The following is a 19,590-nucleotide window of genomic DNA, read 5'->3' as shown; positions in this document are numbered from 1 at the left end:
CGAAACGAAATCGTCAACACAGTCCAAGTGCAACGCGGGCGCAAGTGGCAATGGACACGGTGGCGTTACGCCCATCGGGCCCCTGATGCTTGAATTTTTCGACCACCAGGCCCGCCGCAGTGGTCTGCCCCGCGAGCACGGCAGCGGCCTCCGACACCGACGGCGTGCCCATGTGGCGCAGCACGGTGGCCGAGGGGTTGGGCACCGGCACGGCGGCCAGCTCGGCGGCACTGAAAAAACGCAGCGGCCAGCCGCCCTGCGCCGCCAGCTCGGCAAACGCAGGCTCATCACGCTTGGCCTCGATGCTGGCCAGCACCGCCACCTGCGACCGCACCAGACCGGCCTGAGCCAGCGCGGCGTCCAGTGTCTGCGCCACGGTGGCCAGCGGCGTGCCGCGGTCGCAGCCCAGGCCCACGGCCACCTGCGTCAAGCGACCCGTCATGCCTCGACCTCTTGCGGAGGGCGATAAACCACCAGACGCTCACTGAGCTGCTGCCAGCGCTCGGGGGTAATTTCTGCATGCGTGATCCAGAGCACGGCCTTGAAGCGGTTCAAATCCACGTCTTCGAAGCGTTCGAACTTGTGAATGCTGCCCGGCAGCGGCGTGGACCGCGTCCACCAGTTCGGGCTGCCCGTTTCCTGCACCACCGCAATCGGCTCGCCGTTAACCACATGCGCCGACACGCGGGTGATGTTGATCTTGGGCGCCTCGACCTTCCAGCCCAGCTCACGGCCCAGAATGTCCACCGGAATGGTCTTGCCCACGTCGGAGGCGGTGGTCAGCACGGCGGTAGCACTCAGCATCGCCGCAAGTTGTTCGGCCATGGCGTTGGCGCCGCCCACATGACCCGACAGCACGGGAATCACGAACTGCGCCGCATCATCGACCACCACCACCCCGGGGTCTTCGTCCTTGCTTTTGAGATGCGGAGCGATCAGGCGCACGACAGCCCCCAGCGAAACAAAGAACACGACCTGGTCGAAGTCGGCGAACAGCGTGGCGATCTCGTCGCGGAAAGCGCCGCTGTAGGCACGCACCGGGTTGGGTAGGCCGGCCATCAGCGGCGCGAATTTGTCGGCCACGCACACGCTAGCTTGCGGCAGCCGACGTGCCAGATCGGCGGTTTGCTGCGCGCCGTGTTTGGTGATCGCGACCAGAACGATGCGTACATCCAAAGGTGTAGCGGAGCTGGTTTCCGGCAAAGTATTCATAGTCATTCCTGCAATTCCTCTTCTTCAATTTCAGTGCTGGTTTTTTTGCGACAACCGCGCAGCATCTCGCCGCGCTCGCGGTTGGGATTTTTAACCAGAAGCAGCGACAAATAATTAACTTTGGTGCCCTTGAGTTCGGCCACGTTGTGCACGATGCGTTCCACCGGGGAGCCGGCTTTTTCGATGAAGCGGCTGTGTGCCAGCAGGCCCCGGCGCTCCAGCAGCGCAATCAAATCGTCGAGCAGCGGCTTGACCTTCATCAACACCAGGGTGTCGAAGTCATCCAGCATTTTTTCGACGGCTGCAATGCCGTAAGCAGCAGGCACGATGGCGATGGTGTCGTCCTGCTCGGACAGTGGCATCTGCAGCTGGGCGCAGGCCGCGTTGAAGGACGTGACGCCGGGCACGATGTCGATTTGCGCATCGGGCTCCAGTTCGCGCAGCACCCGCGCCAGGTAGCAGAAACTGGCGTAGGTGGAAGCATCGCCTTCAACCAGAAACAACACGTCTTGCCCGGTGGCCAGCAGCGCCTTCACGGTCTCGGCGGCTTTGAGCCAGTGGCGCGCGAGTTTTTCGACATCATGGGTCATGGGGAACAGGAGCGGCTGGTGTTGCGCCGGCAGCGTCATGCCCGAGCGCAGAACGATGTCGAGCGCATAGCTTTCCTTGCGCAGGCTGCGTACCGGGTAGGTCCACACAGCGTCGGTACGTTCCAGCAAAGCCCAGGCGCGGCGGGTGATCAGCCCCGGGTCACCGGGACCCAAAGACACGCCAAAAAGGCGGCCCCTTCCCCGTTCGAGCTGCGCGGCGTGAAGTTCAGTCATCGCTTTTCTCCAGTTTGGCTGTTTTTTGCACGGTCACTTTTTGCGCGCACACCAGCCACACCGGGTTCTCGGCGGCCATACGGTTCATGTGCAAGATCGGCTTGCTGCGCGAAGCCTGCAACTGCAGCACGTCCCAAGCCACGCCCAGCGCCTTCAGAGTGTCAACGGCGACGCTCAGGTTCTCCAGCGTCACAAAGTTCATCACCAGCCAGCCTTCAGGCTTCAGGCGGAGCAAGATCAGGCGAATCAACTCGGCAAGCTCGCCGCCCGAGCCGCCTATAAACACGGCATCGGGGTCCGGCCAGTGTTGCAGGCATTCGGGGGCTTTGCCATGCACCAGGGTGTGGTTGCTGATGCCCAGCGCTTTGCGGTTGCTGCGCACAATCGCGCTGTCGTCCACGTTCTTTTCAATCGCGTACACATGGCCCTGGCTGCACAGGCGCGCCGCCTCCAGCCCCACCGATCCTGAGCCCGCGCCAATGTCCCAGACCACGCTGTTGGCGCGTAGCTGCATGCGGGCCAGCGACACCACCCGCACTTCATTTTTGGTGATCAGGCCTTTTTCTGGGTAACGCTGCTGATAGCTCGCGTCGGGCAAGCCCAGCAGCACCGGCGACGGGCGCAATGTGGTGCGCCACAGCAGCACCACATTGGGGTCGGCAAAGGGCACCTGCGTGGCCGCCTGGATGGTGATGCCGCTCAGCACGCGCTCTTCGGGCTGGCACAGGCGCTCGGCCACGGCCATCTGAAAGTCGTCCGCCATGCCTTCGGTCACCAGCATGCGGGCGATGCGATCAGGCGTGTTGTCGGGGCTGGTCAGAATGGCCAGACGGTCGTTTTGGCGAATATCACGCAGCAGGGCATACAGGCCATGGCTGGGCTCTGAGCCTTCCATCCAGTCGCCTGCATCCTTGCTGTGGACCGATGAAAACTTCATGTCCTGCCACGGCAGCCCCAGCCGGGCGCAAGCCAGTTGCAAGGTGGAGACGTTGGGCAACACGTCGATGGCTTCAATGCACAGACGCGAGGCCAGGTAGGCGGCAATGCCATGGCACAAGGGATCCCCCGTGGCCAGTAGCACCACGCGCTGCCCTTCTGCCTGGGCCGCCCGTATCCATTCAGGCACTTGCGCCAGCGCCCCCGTCAGGTCGCGGCGGATAGCGGTCGGGTCCATCTGCGGCGCAAACAGCTGCAGGGTGCGACTGCCGCCAATGACCAATTGCGCCCGTTGCAGGTGTGCCAGCGCGGTGCGGCTCAGACTGTCCACGCCATCGTCCAGCACGCCGATGATCCGACATTTTTCTATCGCAGGAAAGTTTTCAGAATTCAAGGGGCCTCCGCTATCTTGCGACCGTCAAAGTCACAAACCAGCACTTTCAAATCGAACTGATCGGGGTAGCGCGTGCGCAGGGTCTGGATCACCCGCTGTGCCAGTGCCGTATGGAATGCCGTGCCCAGACCCAGCGCATCCATGCGCTCGCCGGCATAACGCGCGGTTTCGTTCTGGCGAATCGCGTCGCACACTTCGGGCGCTGCGCCCAGGCTGGCCGCAATGTCAGCCAGCAAGCCGGTATCGACCTCGGCACGGCCGGCGTGGGTGATGGTTTCGCCCTGCGCAATTTTGGTGAGCTTGCCGACCATGCCGCCAATCACCACCTGCTTCAAACCCGCTTTCACCGCAGCGCCCATGGCGTAGCGCAAAAAGTCGCCCATCTGCACAAACGCCGCCTCGGGCAGGTGCGGCATTTCCTGCATGACAAACTTCTCGGTTCGCCCGCCCGTGGTCAAGACCACCAAGCCGTGGCCCAGCGTACCGGCGACCTGCACGCCCTGCACCACGCTGGCACGGAAGGCGGCCGTGGAATAAGGCTTGACGATGCCGGTCGTGCCCAAGATGGAAATGCCGCCCAGGATGCCCAGGCGCGCATTCAGCGTCTTCTTGGTCATCTCCTCACCTTGCGGCACGGAAATCGTGACCTCAAAACCTGCTTCGTCGAGCAGAGAGGAGCCTGCAGCACGTACATTGGCCTCGATGTTGCGGCGTGGCACCGGGTTGATGGCCGGGCCGCCCACGGCCAGCCCCAGGCCCGGCATGGTGACTGTGCCCACACCAAAGCCCCCCATCAGCAGCACTTGGCCCGGCAGTTCGTGAAGCAAGCGCACATCGACCGTGAGATGCGCCTTGTCAGTGCAGTCCGGGTCGTCGCCTGCGTCCTTGATGACCATGGCGTGGGCGCTGTCCTGGCCGCAGCGGCCATTTTGCACCGCAAACATCACCAAGTCGCCGTTGGGCAGCAGGCATTCCACGGCTTCGGGCACCTGGCCGGTCACCAACCCGATGGTCGCGGCACGCGCAGCAGCAGCAGAGCACGCACCGGTCGTGAAACCGGTGCGGGTACCGCGGGGCGCGTCTTTTTTCATCATGCTGCGCCGGGCTCCCTCAGCTCACGCGCTTCCGCCAAGCCCAGCATCGCGTGAATCGCGGCCACCACCAGCGTCGAGCCGCCCTTGCGCCCCCGGATCACCACCCAGGGAGTGGCGGTGCTTTGTGCCATCAGATCTTTTGATTCGGCAGCGGACACAAAACCCACAGGCATGCCCACCACCAGCGCAGGCCGTGCGCCCTCTTCCTGAATCAGCCGCACCAGCTCGATCAGCGCGGTAGGCGCATTGCCGATGCCCACAATGGCGCCGTCGAGCAAACCCAATCGGTGCGCCTTGCGCATGGCCTGCACGGCGCGGGTCGTGCCTTCTGCCTTGGCGGTATCGATGACGTCAGCGTCTGAGATGAACTGGTGCGTCGTCATGCCAAAGTGCGCCAGGCGAGGCGCAGACAAGCCCACACAAATCATCTCCACATCGGCCACCACGCGGGCCGCGCGCGACAGGATGGCGGCCACACCCGCATTCACCGCTTGAGGATGAAAATCCGTCAGACCGTTGAAATCAAAATCGGCATTGGCGTGAATCATGCGGCGAACGATGGGCCACTGACCGGGGGTGTAGGTATGCGGCCCCACTTCGCGGTCGATCACCGCAAACGAGTCATACTCGATGGCTCTTCCTGCAGCCGTTAGCTGCTCGGTAATGACGTTAGGGGTGCTCATGGATGGGCGTGCTCATGATCATGGGAGCGCGCGTGGTCATTGTGATCCGGGTGGGCATGCCCCGACTCAGGCGCATGGGGATGTGCATGATCATTCGCCTGGGCAAGCGCATGGGCGTGCTCCGTGTGAGGCGCGTGATCGTTTCCATGGTCATGGTGATGCGGCACCGCGTCGTCATGGTGATGCCCACCCATGCCGTGCTCCACCGCAAATTCCCGGTATTTGCAGCCATCGCAGGGCATGCGTGATGCGGGGGCATTGCGCTCCAGGTCCTTGACCCGTTCCTCCAGCAATTCAAAAATTTCGCGCTCAAAGCCGAAGTAGGCTGTCGAGGTAAAACGGATCGCTGGATACTGGGTTTTAAGGTTCTCGACCTGCCGCGTGATGCGCTCGACCAGCGTGCCGTTGAACAGGTAATAAGGCAGCACCACCACCTGCGTCATGCCTAGCAGGCTTTGCCGTTGCACCGCTTTTTCAAGGCGCGGCCAGGTGATGCCGGTGAAGGCCAGATCAACCAGTTCGTGATCGGTTTCCTCCGTGACCCAGCGCGCCATCTTGGCCATCTCGCCGTTGGCCTGGCGGTCCGACGAGCCGCGCCCCAGGATCACCACACCCGTCGTGGTCGGGTCAGGCATATCCAGTTTTTCCATTGCCCCCTTCAAACGGCGCTTGACGATGGAGAGAATATGGTCACAAGCTGTCAGGTGCGGCGCATACAAAAACTGCACGTTCGGAAAGCGTAGCCGAGCCCCATCAATCGCCTGCGGAATATCCATCTTGACGTGCCCGGCCGCATTCAAAATCAGCGGAATGACCATGACCCGGCTGGCACCCATCGCGGCGCAGCGCAGGCCCTCACTCATGGTAATTTCCGAAAATTCGATAAAGCAGATTTCGATGCGCCAGCCGGGCTGGCGCGCACGCCATTGCTGCGCAAAAGCTTCAATCTCGTCGTTACCCGATTTCTCGCGTGAGCCGTGGCCCACCAGCAAAATGGCTGTTGAATTCATGGAGTCTCCTGTGAAGCAATTGTCGGCGCAGTGCCGTCCGGAGCAGCCGTGATGCCGCGTCGAAAGCGGTGGGTGAAACTGGCATCGTAAAGCTTGGACTTGGCCAGCGTCGTCCATTGGCGGGCCCCCAGCGTGGGACTGGCAATGATCATGGCTTGGCTGACGATTTTGGCCTCGCGGCACAAGGCTTGAATGGTGGCCACGGTGCCACGGACAATTTTTTCTTCGCCCGGCCAGCTCGCCTTGTGCACCACCACTACTGGCGCATCGGGTGACCACCCCGCAGCCGTCAATGCGGCCGTGACACGGCCCATCAATGTGATGCTGAGAAAGATACACAAGGTCGTGTGGTGCCTGGCCAGCGCTTCGAGCGACTCACCCTCCGGCATGGGCGTACGCCCTTCAACACGCGTCAGGATCACAGTTTGGGTCACCTCTGGCAAGGTGAGGCTTTCCACAGCCGCCGCCGCTGATGCCATGGCGGACGACACCCCCGGCACCACTTCGATGGCAACTCCAGCCGCATCGAGGGGTTGCACCAGTTCTATCAGCGCACCGTACAAACAGGGATCACCGGTTTGCAGGCGCACCACGGTGTCACATCGTCCGGCCTGCTCAATCAGCCAGGCAGACATCTGCTCCAGTGTCAGGTCCTTGCTGTCAGCAATCACGCAGCCCGCAGGTGCCCAGCGCGTGGCGGATTCGCTGACCAGAGAGCCCGCAAACAAAATGGCGCCAGCGCGCTCAATCAGCCGTCGGCCTTTCACGGTGATCAGCTCCGGGTCCCCCGGGCCCGCGCCGACGAACCAGACGGTGCCCGGAGCGGTAGCAGCGCGGCCTGCATCAATGGGCGAAGTGTCAGTCTGCATGATGTATTCCGGTTTGAGTTTGTTAGCCGCAAGCTAGACTTTGGGCAAAGCCACCCACTGGCCTGCAAGCTGGTGCACCGCAATGCGGTCATCGAAAACCTGTTCCAGCGCACGGTGCGTGGCCGCGTCAACGCAAGCGCCCTGGTGCGTCACTCTGCCCTGATCCATCACCACCAGCTCGTCGGCATGCAGCGCAAACGAAATTTCATGCAACACGCTGAGCACGGTTTTACCCTCGGCCACCAGCTGACGCACCATCAGCAGCCAGTCGGTCTGGTGCGGCGGGTCCAGGTTGGCCAGCGGTTCATCCATCAGCAGCACCTGCGCTTCGACGGCCAGGGCCCGCGCCAGCAGCACGCGCTGGCGTTCGCCGCCCGAGAGCTGGCCCAGCGGCCGATCACGCCAGTCCCAGGCGTGGGTGGCGCGCAAAGCCCGCGCTACCGCCGCATGGTCGGCATCGCTGGGCGGCGCCAGCCAGGGCTGGTGTGGCAGGCGGCCCAGCATGGCCACGTCGTAGGTGGTCAGGTCGTCGGCAGAGCTTTCGTTCTGGCCGAGCCAGGACAGTTGCTGCGCGCGCTCCCGGGCGCGCAGCGTGGCCAGCGGCTGGCCCAGCAGAACCACCTCGCCGCTGTGCGGCAGCAAACCCGCCAGCACTTTGAGCAAGGTGGACTTGCCGGCGCCGTTGGGACCGACGATGCTGGTCCAGCGCGCGGCGGGCAGGGCCAGGGAGATGTCATGCAATACCTCAACATTTCCGAGCTTGGCCCTGATAGACCGGGCGTCGATAGCTATCGAATTCATAGCGACCCGCCGCTGCGTTTGTGCATCAACCACAACAGGTAGCTTCCGCCCAGCACTGCCGTCAACACGCCCACCGGCAGTTCTTGCGGAGCGATCACCCAGCGCGCCAGCACGTCGGCGGCCATCAGCAACAGACCACCCATCAGCGCACTGAGAACCAGCAGCCGTCCGTGCGTGGTCTTGACGATGGAGCGCACCAGATGCGGCGCGGCCAGCCCGACAAAAGCGATCAACCCGGTCTGCGCTACCGCCGCGCCGGTCGCCAGCGCCAGCACAGCCACCAGCGCGGCGCGCACGGCGGCCAGCGGCAAACCCAGGCTGGCGGCCGTCGCCTCGCCCAGCGCCAGGCCATCGAGCACGCGGCTCAGGGCCCAGGCGACGGCCAGCGTCGGCAGCAGCACAGCCGCCATGACGGCGAACGAGGTCCAGCCGACAAAGCCGGTGCTGCCCAGCATGAAAGCCTGCATGGCCTGCAGGATGTCGGGAGCGGCCAGCGTAACAAGGTCGCGCGCAGCGCCCAGCACCACACCCACGATGACACCGGCCAGCAGCAAGCGCAGGGTGTGCAGCACGCCATTGGCCAGCGCCAGCGTCAGCATCACACCGGCCACCGCGCCGGCGAAAGCCGCGCCGGTCAGGCCCAGCCGCACAAGCAGCGAAGCAGCAAACGGCGAGGCTCCAAACAAGGCCAGTGCTATGGCAACGCCGAGGGCCGCGCCGGAAGCACTGCCGAGCAGGTAGGGGTCGGCCAGCGGGTTGCGAAACAGCCCTTGGGCCACGGCGCCGGCCAGACCGAGCAGGCCTCCCGCCACCCAGGCACCCAGCGTGCGCGGCAGCCGGATGTCCCAGATGATTTGCCAGGCCACCGGGTCATGGCGCGCCCGCAGCACACTGTCGAAGCCGGTGCTGCCCACGCCAGCGCCCAGCAGCAGCAAGCCGGCCGCGCCAAGCAGCAGGAACAGCCCGATAACCAGGCTAAGCCGATGGGCTGCGCTGGACGGTTCAGCCGTGCTCATCGAACCGCAGCCCCCGCCTTGTCGGCGATGCATTTGGCCATGATGCGCGCGGCTTCGGCCATGCGCGGGCCGGGGCGCACCAGCACGTCTGATTCTTCCGGCGTGAACACACACAGCCGCCCTTCACGCAGGGCGCGCAGGCCCGCCCAGCCGGGGCGCTGCGCCATGCCCTGGGCATTGCGTGCGCCTATCATGATCAGGTCGGGATTGGCCCGCACCACGTATTCGGGGTTGAGCTTTGGGAAAGGCCCGAGCTCGGGCGTCACGATGTTCTTCACCCCCAGTCGCTGCAGTGTCTCGCCGATGAAAGAGGTGGTGCCCGCAGCATACGGCCCGCGGTTGACTTCGAAATACACGCGGGTGTTCTTTGCGGCAGGCGGCAGCGACTGCGCCGCTGCCGACACCCCGGCGTCGATGACGCGCCAGACGCGCTGAGCGTCGGCCACCGCCAGCACCTGACCGATCTTGCCCATCACGCGCTGCACGTCGGCTGAACTCTTGGGCTCCAGCGCCACCACCTTCAGGCCCAGCGCCTCCAGCCTTTGCACGCCGCGCGAAGAGGTAGCCATGAGCACCACGTCGGGCCGCAGCGCCACCACGGCTTCGATGTTCGGGTCGATGCCACCGCCCACCTGTGGCAAGGTCCGCACAAAGGCAGGGTAGTTGGAGTAACGGTCCACGCCCACCAGGCGCTTGCACTCGCCCAGCTCGCACACGGTTTCGGTCAGCGAGGGCAACAGACTGACAATGCGCAGCGGCGTTTGCGGCAGCGTGACCGTGACGCCGCGATCATCGGTAATTTGCAGCGCGTGAGCGGCGCTTGCGGCAAGAAAAATCAGCAGGGGCAGCAGTAACGCCGCCCTCACCCCAGCCCTCTCCCAAAGGGAGAGGGAGCAAGAAAAAAAGCTCATGGCTGGCCTTTCAGGGTGAGCGGCAAACCAGCGGCCATGAAGGTCACACGCTCGCAGACCCGGGCAACCTGCTGGTTCAGTCGCCCCAGCGCATCCACAAAGTCGCGGGTCTCGCGGCCCATGGGAATCACGCCCAGCCCGATCTCGTTGCCGACCAGCACCAGCGGCCCCGGCGCAGCTTCAATTGCTACCAAAAGCATAGCTGCTTGCGCAGATGCAGCAAGGGCTACAGGCTGATTTGGCTTAAAGTTTTCAGCCGGCATGAGTAAATTGGTCAGCCACAAGGTCAGGCAATCAACGACCAGCAGCGTCTGCGCTGCGCTGTGCTGTGTGATGGCCTGCGCCAGTTGCAGCGGCTCTTCCACCGCAGCCATGCCCGGCACACGCCCGGCCCTGTCTTGCTGATGCCGCGCGATGCGTTCGCGCATTTCGTCGTCCCAGGGCTGTGCCGTGGCAATCAGCACAGCCTTGTGTTGCGGGGATTGCAGCAGCCAGTGCTGCGCCAGCATTTCTGCACGGCGCGACTTGCCGCTGCGCTGGCCGCCAAGGATGAATTCGCTGCGCGCGACTTCAAGCATGGGCTTGGCTCCACTGCATCACCAGACGGTGGATTTGCTCCACGCCCTCGGTCAAGGCCGCCGGTCCCGGTTGCAGAATCTCTGCCGACTTGATCTCGAACAGTTGCCTGTTTTTGACGGCGTTGACATCCTCCCAACCAGTCCGTGCCGACACATGTTCGGGCCGAAATTTGCGTCCACACCAGGAGCCAAAAATGATGTCGGGGTTGCGCCGCACGATCTCGCTGCCGTCGGCAATGATGCGGTCCTTGCCCATGGGCTGCGACGCCAGCTCCGGAAAGCAATCGTCGCCCCCGGCAATACCCATGAGTTCCGACACCCAGGCAATCGCGCTGATGTGCGGGTCGTACCATTCTTCAAAAAACACGCGCGGGCGGCGCTTTAGGTTTGCAGCCGCCTGCTCAATCGCCAGCAGACGCTGCTGCATGCCGCGCATCAGCGCGCGGCCACGCGCCTCCTGGCCGACCATGGCTGCAAGCTGGTACATCATCGAAAAAATTTCCGCCACGCTGCGCTGGTTGAAGATGGTGACCTGAATGCCTTTTTTGACGAGTTGCGAGGCAATGTCGGCCTGCAGGTCAGAAAAACCAATCACGCAGTCGGGCTTCAGATCCACAATTTTGTCGATCTTCGCGTTGAGGAAGGCACTGACCTTGGGCTTTTCCTCCCGTGCACGCGGTGGCCGCACGGTGTAGCCCGAGATGCCGACAATGCGCCGCTCCTCCCCCAGCAGGTACAGCCACTCGGTGGGTTCTTCCGTCAGGCAGACGATGCGCTGCGGACCATAGGCTGAGGTGCCCTGGCTGGTGGCCAGCGTGCGCCAGTCGAATTCCCTGTTGGTCATAGTTTTAACCATTGGTTGGCTGAATACACACGTCAACCCTAGTTCCCGGTCCGCTGCCAGGCAACCACCGAATCGCGCATTCAACGCATCGCTCATCGGCAGGGTTCCATTTGATAGAAGTTGGCCCACGGTATGTAGAGAGCACTCTTTGATCACCCAGTGGCGAATGATCGGTACGCGCAAATGCTTTAAGCAGACGATCAGCCGGCAACTGAAATTTAGATGCAAGAAACGATACGGCAGCTTGATCCACGCACGAGTCGAAATGAAGCGCTGCTATAACCCCATCGAGAAGAGGTTTTGCCACTGTCGCAATTCCACTCTTGATTGCTGGTCCGGTCAGGACAACATCCAACCGAAAATCACCCTCCACAACTGGTATATCCATGCCACCCGCGTTTCGCGCTGGCCACCAAACATGTTGTGGTTTGATGTTCGTGTTGAGTTTCTCCAGAACAAACTGGAGATGCGGTTGTGATGCGGCCTTAGCGGGCAAGCGGCGCAATTCGTAATGATGGTGAAATTTGAATTGAGCAGCCTCTACTGGCGCCCCCCGGAAAAAGCTAAACGAATAGCCCTCCGAAGAAAGCGCACCAAACCTTGCTGCTCCTACGTTGTAGAACAAGATGTTCTCCGCATCAAAATGATCATGACATTCCGTTGTGAGGGATGCCCATAGTCCGTCCCCAAGACGCGGTTTCAGACTCTTAAGTTTTTCCCGGAGCTCGATCCGGGCGATGAATAGAACACCGTTTGGTTCAAGTGGCAGACGGTGCTTGGACCAAAAGTCGATGGAATTGGGTGTAGTTTCAATTCTGTATTCATCGGTCATGACGCTTCCTTCAAGAACAAACGCGCTGCCGCAGCCGGATCAGACGCAAACCAGGCGTGGAAATAACTCGCCCTCACCGAACCCGTCGGGCCGGCCACATAAAGCGCCTCGCCCTCACCGCGCAGCTTGCGGCCGGGAGCCGCCTGGGTGCGTGCCGCGGCTTGCAAGGGCGTGGCGCAGGTCGAGTAATGAAAGGCATGACCACGCAGGGAGCCATTCGCCACGTCCAGCTGCTGCGGACCCAGCGCAGCCAACCGCTTTTGCATGGTCACGCAGCCGGGCAACACGCCCCACATCGGGTGGCTGCTGCCGTCCACCGTGGTGAGCTGGTCAAACAGCGCCATCATGCCGCCGCACTCGGCCCAGACCGGCTTGCCTGCCCGCGCATGCTCCACGATGGCGGTTTTCATGGCGCTGTTGGCAGCCAGTGTCTCGGCATGTAATTCGGGATAACCGCCGGGCAGCCAGAGCGCATCACACACTGGCAGGCCACTGTCTGCGAGCGGCGAAAAATAAACCAGCTGTGCGCCCATCGCTTGCAGACAGTCGAGATTGGCCGCGTATAAAAAACAGAAGGCCGCATCACGCGCCACTGCAATGGTTTGCCCTTGCAGCGCATCGGCCGGAAAACCCGTTCCCGCTGAATCCGGCGCTTCAAAATCTACCGCCCAGACCTGCAGATCGGCCACACCCATCTGCCCCAGTGCTGAGTCAGCCAAGGCATCAGCGGCTGCATCCAGCCGTGCCAGCGCATCGTCCAGCTCGTGCGCCATGACCAGACCCAGATGCCGCTCAGGCAAGGTCACGGCCTCGCTGCGCATCAGCGCCCCCAGCCATAACGCTGGGTCGCGCAGGCCATCCTTGAGCATCGCGGCATGGCCTTCAGACGCAACCCGATTCGCCAGCACACCGGCAAAACGCAGGCCTTCGCGGTAATGCTGCAGCCCCCAGGCCAGCGCCCCAAAGGTGCCGGCCATGGCGCCGGCGTCAATCACCGTGAGCACCGGCAGGTCAAAACGCCGGGCCAGGTCGGCCGCGCTGGGCTCGCCGTCAAACAGGCCCATCACGCCTTCAACAATGATCAGGTCGGCCTCTTGCGCGGCAGCGTGCAAACGCTGCGCGCAGTCGGCGTCGCCGGTCATCCATAAGTCCAGCTGATGCACCGGTGCGCCGCTGGCCAGGCTGAGCCAGTAGGGATCGAGAAAATCTGGCCCGCACTTGAACACCCGCACCCGCCTGCCCTGGCGCGTGTGCAGCCGCGCCAGAGCGCAGGCGACCGTGGTCTTGCCCTGGCCGGAGGCGGGCGCAGCAATCAGGATGGCGGGGCAACGGGCTGAAGGCATGGTCGCTGCTTTACATCGCCCATGACACCGACGCAAATACATTGCGGCCGGGCACCGAGAAGCCGTTGGCGAGCATGTACCGGGTATCGGTCAGGTTGTTGATACGCGCCAGCAAGGACACGTTTTTCTGCACCTTCCAGGTCACGCCGGTGTTGAGCACGCCGTAGCCGGGCAAGGTATCGCGGCCCACACCCACCACCTTGGCGTCTTCGCGGTTGCTGGAGAGCTTGACTTCACCAAACACGCTGACATCACCCATGCGGTGCGTGATGCGGGCATTAAGCACGTTTTGCGCAATACGCACCAGGCGCAGGTCATTGGAAGCCGGCACCGTCGAGTAAGAGCGCGGGTCTGCGTAGTCGTAAGACAGCGAATAACTGGTTGCGCCAGACTGCACATCGGCGCTCAGGGTGATACCGCGCAACACCGCCTGCGAGCTCTGGACATTGGTGGACGGAATGATGAAACCCTGGATATCGTTGTGGTAGGCCACCGCACCCAGCGCCAGGTTGCCCTGCTGGTATTTCAGGCCCACTTCGGTGGCCCGGTTCCGTTGCGGCACGAGAGCAGGATTGCCAAACCCCGGGAAGTACAGCTGGTTGAAGGTGGGCGCCTGAAAACTCGTGCCAACACTGGCCACAGCACGCAAACCGTCCATCAAACGATAACCGGCGGAAAGCGCCCAGTTGTTGAAGCTGCCGAACTGGGAGTTTTTGTCGTTGCGGATCACGGCCAGCGCATTCCAGCGCTCGCGGTTCAGCGCATAAGACGCCAAAGCGCTGCGTACATCGCGCTGCTTGACCGTGTAATTGGTGGAGCTGTCCACCGCTTCAGAACGGTCTTCAAACAGTACCGACAACACGTCCTTGTCCAGCGTGAAGTCGTTTTGCCAGGTCAGCTGTTTGCGGTTGGTGTTGAACTGGCTGCTGCCGCCGAATCTTCCATCTGCGAGCCGGTAATACTCGTTGACCGATTCTTCGTCGCTGGTCCCCGCTATGAGTGTGGATTTCCAATTCGGCAGCCACTGCGCGTCCCACTTGAAGGTGGCGTTGTTGAGTTTCGGTTTGGCCCGCGCGTCGGATGTGAGGCGGGTCAAGGCCAGCGGATTAGGCGTTGGCAAACCGTCAAACTGGTATTCGGTTTCACTGCGCAGCAGACTCAATGTCAGCGCATGCTCGCGGTTGATTTTGGCAGTCAACTTGGCATCCACACTGGCAGAGGTGAAGCCGTCCGCATCCGGGTTGAAGTTGCTTGATGCGGGGTCGGAAACCGAACTGATACCGCGCGCTTTTTCGCGCGACACGCCCAGGCTGTACCCAATGGCGCCGGTGCTGCCGCGCACCGACGCATCCGCCTGCCGTTGCCCGACCGAGCCAAACCCGGCACTGGCACTGAGCGCCAGGCCATCGCTTGGCTCTCGGGTAAAAATCTGGATCACGCCACCCACGGCATCCGGCCCATACAGGGCAGAGGCCGCGCCGCGCAAAATTTCAATGCGTTCAATACGCGCCAGCGGAAGGTTCTCAAACGATGCGCCGCCCGAGGTGGCCGAGCCCACCCGCACGCCATCGATCAGCACAATGGTTTGCGAGTTGCTGGCGCCACGCAGGAAAATGCTTGAGTTTGAGCGGTAGCTGCCATTGCTGCCCATCTGCACACCCGGCTGCTGGGCCAGAATGTCGCGCAGCGACGACTGACCGGCCCGATCCAGGGTCTCCCGGTCGATGATGGAAACGTCGGCAATCACGTCGGTGACCGGGGTTGCCACGCGCGAGGCGGTGACCACCGTCTCCTTGAGCTGCGGCGCAACAGCAGATTGCGAAAATGCAGGAAACACCGCCGTCAAGGCCAGCGGAAGCACGGCAAGGCGTGCGCAAAAAACACAGGTTTTCATGGATGGAAACAATCAACAAAAAGCTCTTACCGGCTTCCCCGCCAGTGCATGAGCGTTACGGCTGCGGCCTGTCGAGACAGACGTGCAACCACCTTGTTGGCCGGTATCCGGGCTGACGGAACTGCCTTCATCGCCTTCCCAAGCGCGTGTTCAGAACGCTCAGTGGCTGATGATGAAAGCTGAATGCGTCCCCAAGTTTGAATCCGGGGAGAAACATTCGTCCGTTTACCGTTGCGGGGGCAGCGCAGGTTAGAGGTCTAGTCGCTTGCGGACCGGGCTGACCGGGTCCGAATGGCGTTGACTTCCTCCTGCTTCCCGTTGAACTGCGGCGTGTGAACCACACCGCGAGCACCAACAGGCGAGATTCTACGCCCCAAAACGCGGCAAACCCTACAATCACAGGGCCATGTCGAACCAAACCCACATCGACCAGATCGCCGAACGTGTCGAGCGGCTGCTGCTGCGGTACGAGGAATTGCAGCGCACCAATGCCTTGCTCAATGAGCAGGTTCATGTGCTCACGCAAGAGCGCGACTCTCTGCGCTCCCGCCTCAGCGCCGCCCGCTCGCGCGTTGATGCGCTGCTGGAGCGGCTGCCCGACTCTTCTTCGTCCCTGACCCTGGGCGCGGCTGGCGCCCGAACCACTGCCGGATCGGACTCATGAAGCAGCTTGATGTACAGATCATGGGCCAGAGCTACCTGCTCGGCTGCCCCGAAGGCGGTGAAACACGCTTGCTGGACGCGGTGGAAAAAGTCGACGCTGCCATGTGCAAGATCCGCGACGCCGGAAAAATCAAGGCGCGCGACCGCATCGCCGTGCTGGCCGCGCTGAACCTGGCTTTTGAATTGTCCGAACTCGAGGCTAATGCACTGAAAGCCTCGCGCAACAGGGCGGCAGCCGCACCGGCCGGCGCCAGGCCGGATACGCCGGCGACGGCACAGAATGCTGCAACGCAGCCCCAACTGACGGCATTGCTGCAGCGCCTGGACAGTGCGCTCGGTGTGGACGGCCGCCTGCTGTAAGGCGGATCCTGCGCCGCTGCAAGGCGCACGCTCCAACACCTCGGCACAGGCTGCACTGTCAGCCGCAAGCGCCTACAATGAGATCGTCTGCGGTGCGCATCGGGCTTTATATTTCCTTGAACCAATGCTCCACGAGCACGGGCTTGGTAAATTGTCAGGCAGGCGTGATCGTCTCGCGTTAGACGAACCCGAAGCCTGACTGCCCTCGCCCACCTGAACCCCGGTTCAGGATGACGGTCCGGTGGCACTTGCAGACACCTTTTTTGATCTATTTTCGGGCCCGGCCCGGGCCTGAATGTTTCTTGAACCGCAACTCATTGCCGAACTTCTGCTGCTGGGCAGCGTCACCGGTTTTCTGGCCGGCCTGCTGGGCATAGGCGGCGGCATGCTGATGGTGCCGTTCATGACCTTCATCCTCACGGCCAAGGGCTACCCGGCGGACTACACCATGAAAATGGCTGTGGCCACTTCGCTGGCGACGATCTGCTTTACCTCGATGTCATCGGTGCGCGCGCACCACCGACGCGGCGCCGTGTTGTGGCCCATCGTCCGCCTGCTGGCACCCGGTATTTTGCTGGGTTCACTGGTTGGCGCACAGCTCGCCGTCGCCCTGCCGGGCAAGGTCCTCAGCGTCCTGTTCGCGGTGTTCGTGGCGTTTTCCGCTACGCAGATGTTTCTGGACCGCAAACCCAAACCAAGCCGCACCCTGCCCGGCCGCCTGGGCACCTTCAGCATGGGCGGGGTGATCGGCATGTTGTCCTCGCTGGTCGGCGCCGGCGGTGCCTTTGTCTCGGTGCCTTTCATGACCTGGTGCAACGTGAAAATCCATGACGCGGTAGGCACGTCGGCTGCGCTGGGTTTCCCGATCGCGCTGGCAGGCACGCTGGGTTATATCTGGGCCGGCCAGGGCATGCCCGAAATGCCGCCGGGCTCCATCGGTTATCTCTACCTGCCCGGCCTGATCGTCGTCTCGCTGGCCAGCATGTGCACCGCGCCGCTGGGCGCGCGCACGGCGCACCGCATGGACATCCGGCCACTGAAAAAAGTGTTCGCGGTGGTGCTCTATATTCTCGCGGCATACTTCCTGTTTCGCTAAAAATATGACCCTCACGCTTGTCACTTCGTGTACGACGCTGCACCTTGCAGGCCGCCGCTCGCCAGAGGCTTCGCTTCTGATGCCTGTCCAAACCTGCCCAAGCAGGTATGGAGCCGCAGGCATCAGCCCCGAGGGGGAGCGGCCTTGCCTTGGAGCGGTCCGGCGGCAGGCCAAAACAGTCCACACCGCCCCAGGTATTCCTTCATGAAAATTGCATTCATCGGCCAGCAAGAATTCGGCAAAGCCACGCTGGAAGCCTTTCTGGCACGCGGAGACGAGGTGGTCGGCGTTTTCTGCGTGCCTGAAAAAGCCGGCGCCAAACCCGATGCCCTGCGTGTGGCCGCGCAGGCCCTGCACCTGCCGGTGTTCCAGTTCAGCAGCCTCAAAAGCAGCTATGCCGAGCAAGCCATGCGTGACCTCCAGGCGGACATTGGTGTGATGGCTTACGTGGTGCAATTCGCGCCGCAAACCTTTGTCAACATCCCCCGTTGCGGCACCATTCAGTTCCACCCCTCTCTGCTGCCCCGGCACCGCGGACCGTCGTCGATCAGTTGGCCGATTGCACTGGGCGAAACCCGGACCGGCATCAGCATCTTCCGGCCCACAGATGGTCTCGACGAAGGCCCCCTGGTGCTGCAGAAGTCATGCGCCATCGGCCCCGACGAAACCCTCGGCGAGCTGTACTTCAACAGGCTGTTTCCCATGGGTGTGGCGGCCCTGCTTGAAGCCGCCGATCTGGTCATATCGGGCCGACACCAGGAGCGGGTGCAAGACGAGTCGAAAGCCAGCTACGAAGGTTGGTACCACGAGGAAGAGTCGCGCATCAACTGGGCCAACCACGTCGACCAGGTTTACAACCTGATTCGCGCCTGTAACCCGGCTCCCGGCGCGTGGACGGTCCTCAATGAAACGCGTGTCTGGCTTTATGACTGCCGCAAGCATCCGGTGCACGGTTTTTCGGAAGTCCGCGGCAAGCCTGGAGAGATGGCCGGTTTGACAGAAACCGGACTGCTGATCAATTCGCATGGTGGACAGATCGAGGTGCTCAAACTGAAGCCCGAAGGCGGCGCAAAGATGAATGCGCTGGACTTCGCGCGCGAGCGCAAGCTCTTCAGCCCGGCGCCTTGAGCCTGCTCACCTCTTGAGACGCCCCGGCACCGGCTTGGGCCGGTAGCCGATGGTCTGCTCAATCAGCGCGCCGCCGTCACTCATCAGAAAAGTCTTGAAGGCCTGGGCCACCGGCGTCAGACGCTTGTTGCGCCGGTGCACCACATACCAGTGCAGCATCAGTGGAAAGCCTTGCACATCAAGCACGCTGAGGCTGCCGACCTGCAGCTCGCGGCTGATGGTGTGCGCCGACAAAAAACTCACGCCCATGCCCGCCATCACCGCCTGCTTGATGGTTTCCGTGCTTTTGATTTCCATCGCGATATTCAGGTCGGCAAGATGCGCGCCGAATCCCTCTTGCATGGAATTCCAGGTGTCGGAGCCTTTTTCACGCACCACAAAAGGCTCACGCGCCAGGCGCGACAGCGTGATGCGCTTTTTGCTGGCCAGCGGATGGTCGGGCGCCGCCACCACCACATAGGGGTGGGGTGCAAAGGCTTCGCTGACCGTGTCCAGGCCCAGCGGCGGGCGCACCATGATGGCCAGATCCGTCAGGTTGTCGCCCAGTTGGCTCAGCAACTCTTCGCGGTTGCAAACCCCGAAATCAAGCGTGACCCCGGAGTGGCGACGCGCGAATTCGACCAGCAAACGCGGTAAAAAATAGTCCCCCGCGCTGATCACGGCCACGTTCAGCTTGCCGCCTGCGACACCCTTGAATTGCGCCATGGCCTCTTCGACTTCCTTGAACTGCTGGATGATGATCCGGCTGGAGTGCAGCATTTCCACGCCTGCAGGCGTGAGGTGGATTTTTTTTCCGAGTTGTTCGAACAGTGGAAGACCGGCATGGTCTTCCAGCTTCTTCACCTGAATGGAGACGGCGGGTTGCGACAGGTGCAGCTCCTCAGCAGCTCTCGAAAAGCTCAGATGCCTGGCCACTGACTCAAAAACCTTAAGCTGGCGCAGTGTCGCATTTTTCATGCTACTCCTATATATAACTCATAAGTTATCAATAGTATCAAATACTTTAACTATCGCTAATCATATTTTTTCCCTACATTTGCGTTCAAGCCCGGCGCAAAAGCAGCCGTCACGTCGACCAGAACGCCACACCACGAAGAGAACT

21 protein-coding genes, 1 other RNA gene and 1 riboswitch are annotated in these 19,590 nt (G+C 62.4%); of the genes, 5 read left to right on the top strand and 17 right to left on the bottom strand.

Annotation, left to right across the window (positions count from 1 at the left end; translation table 11 throughout):
- Nucleotides 1-13 precede the first annotated feature (13 nt).
- From Q8O29_RS07020 to Q8O29_RS06945, 16 genes are read right to left on the bottom strand one after another with little or no spacing between them, the layout of a single operon-like run.
- The gene (locus Q8O29_RS07020) at nucleotides 14-442 is read right to left on the bottom strand and encodes a cobalamin biosynthesis protein (protein ID WP_305561347.1); all 429 of its coding nucleotides are present in this window, start codon (nucleotides 440-442) and stop codon (nucleotides 14-16) included.
- Entirely contained in the window at nucleotides 439-1,218 is a 780-nt protein-coding gene (locus Q8O29_RS07015; protein ID WP_305561346.1) for a cobalamin biosynthesis central domain-containing protein, read from the bottom strand. The genes Q8O29_RS07020 and Q8O29_RS07015 overlap by 4 nt, the downstream gene beginning before the upstream one ends.
- Entirely contained in the window at nucleotides 1,215-2,036 is an 822-nt protein-coding gene (gene cobI, locus Q8O29_RS07010; protein ID WP_305561345.1) for a precorrin-2 C(20)-methyltransferase, read from the bottom strand. The genes Q8O29_RS07015 and cobI overlap by 4 nt, the downstream gene beginning before the upstream one ends.
- Nucleotides 2,029-3,366 (bottom strand): precorrin-6y C5,15-methyltransferase (decarboxylating) subunit CbiE, encoded by a 1,338-nt coding sequence (gene cbiE / locus Q8O29_RS07005; RefSeq protein ID WP_305561344.1) that lies wholly within the window; start codon nucleotides 3,364-3,366, stop codon nucleotides 2,029-2,031. Before cbiE ends, cobI begins: the two co-directional genes overlap by 8 nt.
- Nucleotides 3,363-4,460: a cobalt-precorrin-5B (C(1))-methyltransferase gene (locus Q8O29_RS07000; protein ID WP_305561343.1), complete on the bottom strand. Its 1,098-nt coding sequence runs from the start codon at nucleotides 4,458-4,460 to the stop codon at nucleotides 3,363-3,365. Before Q8O29_RS07000 ends, cbiE begins: the two co-directional genes overlap by 4 nt.
- Nucleotides 4,457-5,143, bottom strand: coding sequence for a precorrin-8X methylmutase (locus Q8O29_RS06995; RefSeq protein ID WP_305561342.1), 687 nt, complete (start codon nucleotides 5,141-5,143; stop codon nucleotides 4,457-4,459). The genes Q8O29_RS07000 and Q8O29_RS06995 overlap by 4 nt, the downstream gene beginning before the upstream one ends.
- Nucleotides 5,140-6,153: a sirohydrochlorin chelatase gene (locus Q8O29_RS06990; protein ID WP_305561341.1), complete on the bottom strand. Its 1,014-nt coding sequence runs from the start codon at nucleotides 6,151-6,153 to the stop codon at nucleotides 5,140-5,142. The genes Q8O29_RS06995 and Q8O29_RS06990 overlap by 4 nt, the downstream gene beginning before the upstream one ends.
- Nucleotides 6,150-7,022 carry a precorrin-4 C(11)-methyltransferase gene (gene cobM / locus Q8O29_RS06985; protein ID WP_305561340.1) on the bottom strand — a complete coding sequence of 291 codons (873 nt, stop codon included), beginning with the start codon at nucleotides 7,020-7,022 and terminating at the stop codon, nucleotides 6,150-6,152. Before cobM ends, Q8O29_RS06990 begins: the two co-directional genes overlap by 4 nt.
- A 33-nt stretch (nucleotides 7,023-7,055) precedes the next feature.
- A complete protein-coding gene (locus Q8O29_RS06980) occupies nucleotides 7,056-7,823 on the bottom strand; it encodes an ABC transporter ATP-binding protein (protein ID WP_305561339.1) in 768 nt (255 codons plus the stop codon).
- Entirely contained in the window at nucleotides 7,820-8,839 is a 1,020-nt protein-coding gene (locus Q8O29_RS06975) for an iron ABC transporter permease (protein WP_305561338.1), read from the bottom strand. Before Q8O29_RS06975 ends, Q8O29_RS06980 begins: the two co-directional genes overlap by 4 nt.
- Entirely contained in the window at nucleotides 8,836-9,705 is an 870-nt protein-coding gene (locus tag Q8O29_RS06970; protein WP_305561337.1) for an ABC transporter substrate-binding protein, read from the bottom strand. Before Q8O29_RS06970 ends, Q8O29_RS06975 begins: the two co-directional genes overlap by 4 nt.
- Before the next feature lie 41 nt (nucleotides 9,706-9,746).
- Nucleotides 9,747-10,328, bottom strand: a complete 582-nt coding sequence (gene cobU, locus Q8O29_RS06965) for a bifunctional adenosylcobinamide kinase/adenosylcobinamide-phosphate guanylyltransferase (protein WP_305561336.1) — start codon at nucleotides 10,326-10,328, stop codon at nucleotides 9,747-9,749.
- Complete coding sequence (locus Q8O29_RS06960) at nucleotides 10,321-11,172, bottom strand: ABC transporter substrate-binding protein (protein ID WP_305561335.1); 852 nt, start codon at nucleotides 11,170-11,172, stop codon at nucleotides 10,321-10,323. Before Q8O29_RS06960 ends, cobU begins: the two co-directional genes overlap by 8 nt.
- Nucleotides 11,173-11,176: 4 nt before the next feature.
- Nucleotides 11,177-12,004: a hypothetical protein gene (locus Q8O29_RS06955; RefSeq protein WP_305561334.1), complete on the bottom strand. Its 828-nt coding sequence runs from the start codon at nucleotides 12,002-12,004 to the stop codon at nucleotides 11,177-11,179.
- Complete coding sequence (locus Q8O29_RS06950) at nucleotides 12,001-13,347, bottom strand: cobyrinate a,c-diamide synthase (protein ID WP_305561333.1); 1,347 nt, start codon at nucleotides 13,345-13,347, stop codon at nucleotides 12,001-12,003. The genes Q8O29_RS06955 and Q8O29_RS06950 overlap by 4 nt, the downstream gene beginning before the upstream one ends.
- A 10-nt stretch (nucleotides 13,348-13,357) precedes the next feature.
- Complete coding sequence (locus Q8O29_RS06945) at nucleotides 13,358-15,241, bottom strand: TonB-dependent receptor domain-containing protein (protein WP_305561332.1); 1,884 nt, start codon at nucleotides 15,239-15,241, stop codon at nucleotides 13,358-13,360.
- Nucleotides 15,242-15,321: 80 nt separating this feature from the next.
- Nucleotides 15,322-15,612: riboswitch (cobalamin riboswitch) on the bottom strand.
- Between the two features lie 35 nt (nucleotides 15,613-15,647).
- Between Q8O29_RS06945 and Q8O29_RS06940 the strand changes: the two genes are divergently transcribed.
- The 5 genes from Q8O29_RS06940 (at nucleotide 15,648) to Q8O29_RS06920 (ending at nucleotide 18,488) form a co-directional block, all read left to right on the top strand.
- Entirely contained in the window at nucleotides 15,648-15,905 is a 258-nt protein-coding gene (locus Q8O29_RS06940) for a cell division protein ZapB (protein ID WP_305561331.1), read from the top strand.
- Nucleotides 15,902-16,264, top strand: a complete 363-nt coding sequence (locus tag Q8O29_RS06935) for a cell division protein ZapA (protein ID WP_305561330.1) — start codon at nucleotides 15,902-15,904, stop codon at nucleotides 16,262-16,264. The genes Q8O29_RS06940 and Q8O29_RS06935 overlap by 4 nt, the downstream gene beginning before the upstream one ends.
- Before the next feature lie 81 nt (nucleotides 16,265-16,345).
- Nucleotides 16,346-16,525, top strand: a non-coding RNA gene (gene ssrS / locus Q8O29_RS06930) — 6S RNA.
- 34 nt (nucleotides 16,526-16,559) lie between these two features.
- Nucleotides 16,560-17,360: a sulfite exporter TauE/SafE family protein gene (locus Q8O29_RS06925; protein ID WP_305561329.1), complete on the top strand. Its 801-nt coding sequence runs from the start codon at nucleotides 16,560-16,562 to the stop codon at nucleotides 17,358-17,360.
- A 204-nt stretch (nucleotides 17,361-17,564) separates the two neighbouring features.
- A complete protein-coding gene (locus Q8O29_RS06920) occupies nucleotides 17,565-18,488 on the top strand; it encodes a methionyl-tRNA formyltransferase (RefSeq protein WP_305561328.1) in 924 nt (307 codons plus the stop codon).
- Nucleotides 18,489-18,494: 6 nt separating this feature from the next.
- Here the strand turns inward: Q8O29_RS06920 and Q8O29_RS06915 are convergent, their stop codons facing one another.
- Nucleotides 18,495-19,445 (bottom strand): LysR family transcriptional regulator, encoded by a 951-nt coding sequence (locus tag Q8O29_RS06915; protein ID WP_305561327.1) that lies wholly within the window; start codon nucleotides 19,443-19,445, stop codon nucleotides 18,495-18,497.
- Nucleotides 19,446-19,590 lie beyond the last annotated feature (145 nt).

This window comes from Polaromonas sp. (assembly GCF_030689685.1).
Classification (GTDB): Bacteria; Pseudomonadota; Gammaproteobacteria; order Burkholderiales; family Burkholderiaceae_C; genus Polaromonas.
The sequence above is the reverse complement of the archived record's forward strand: the minus strand, read 5'-3'. Positions and strand labels throughout refer to the sequence as shown.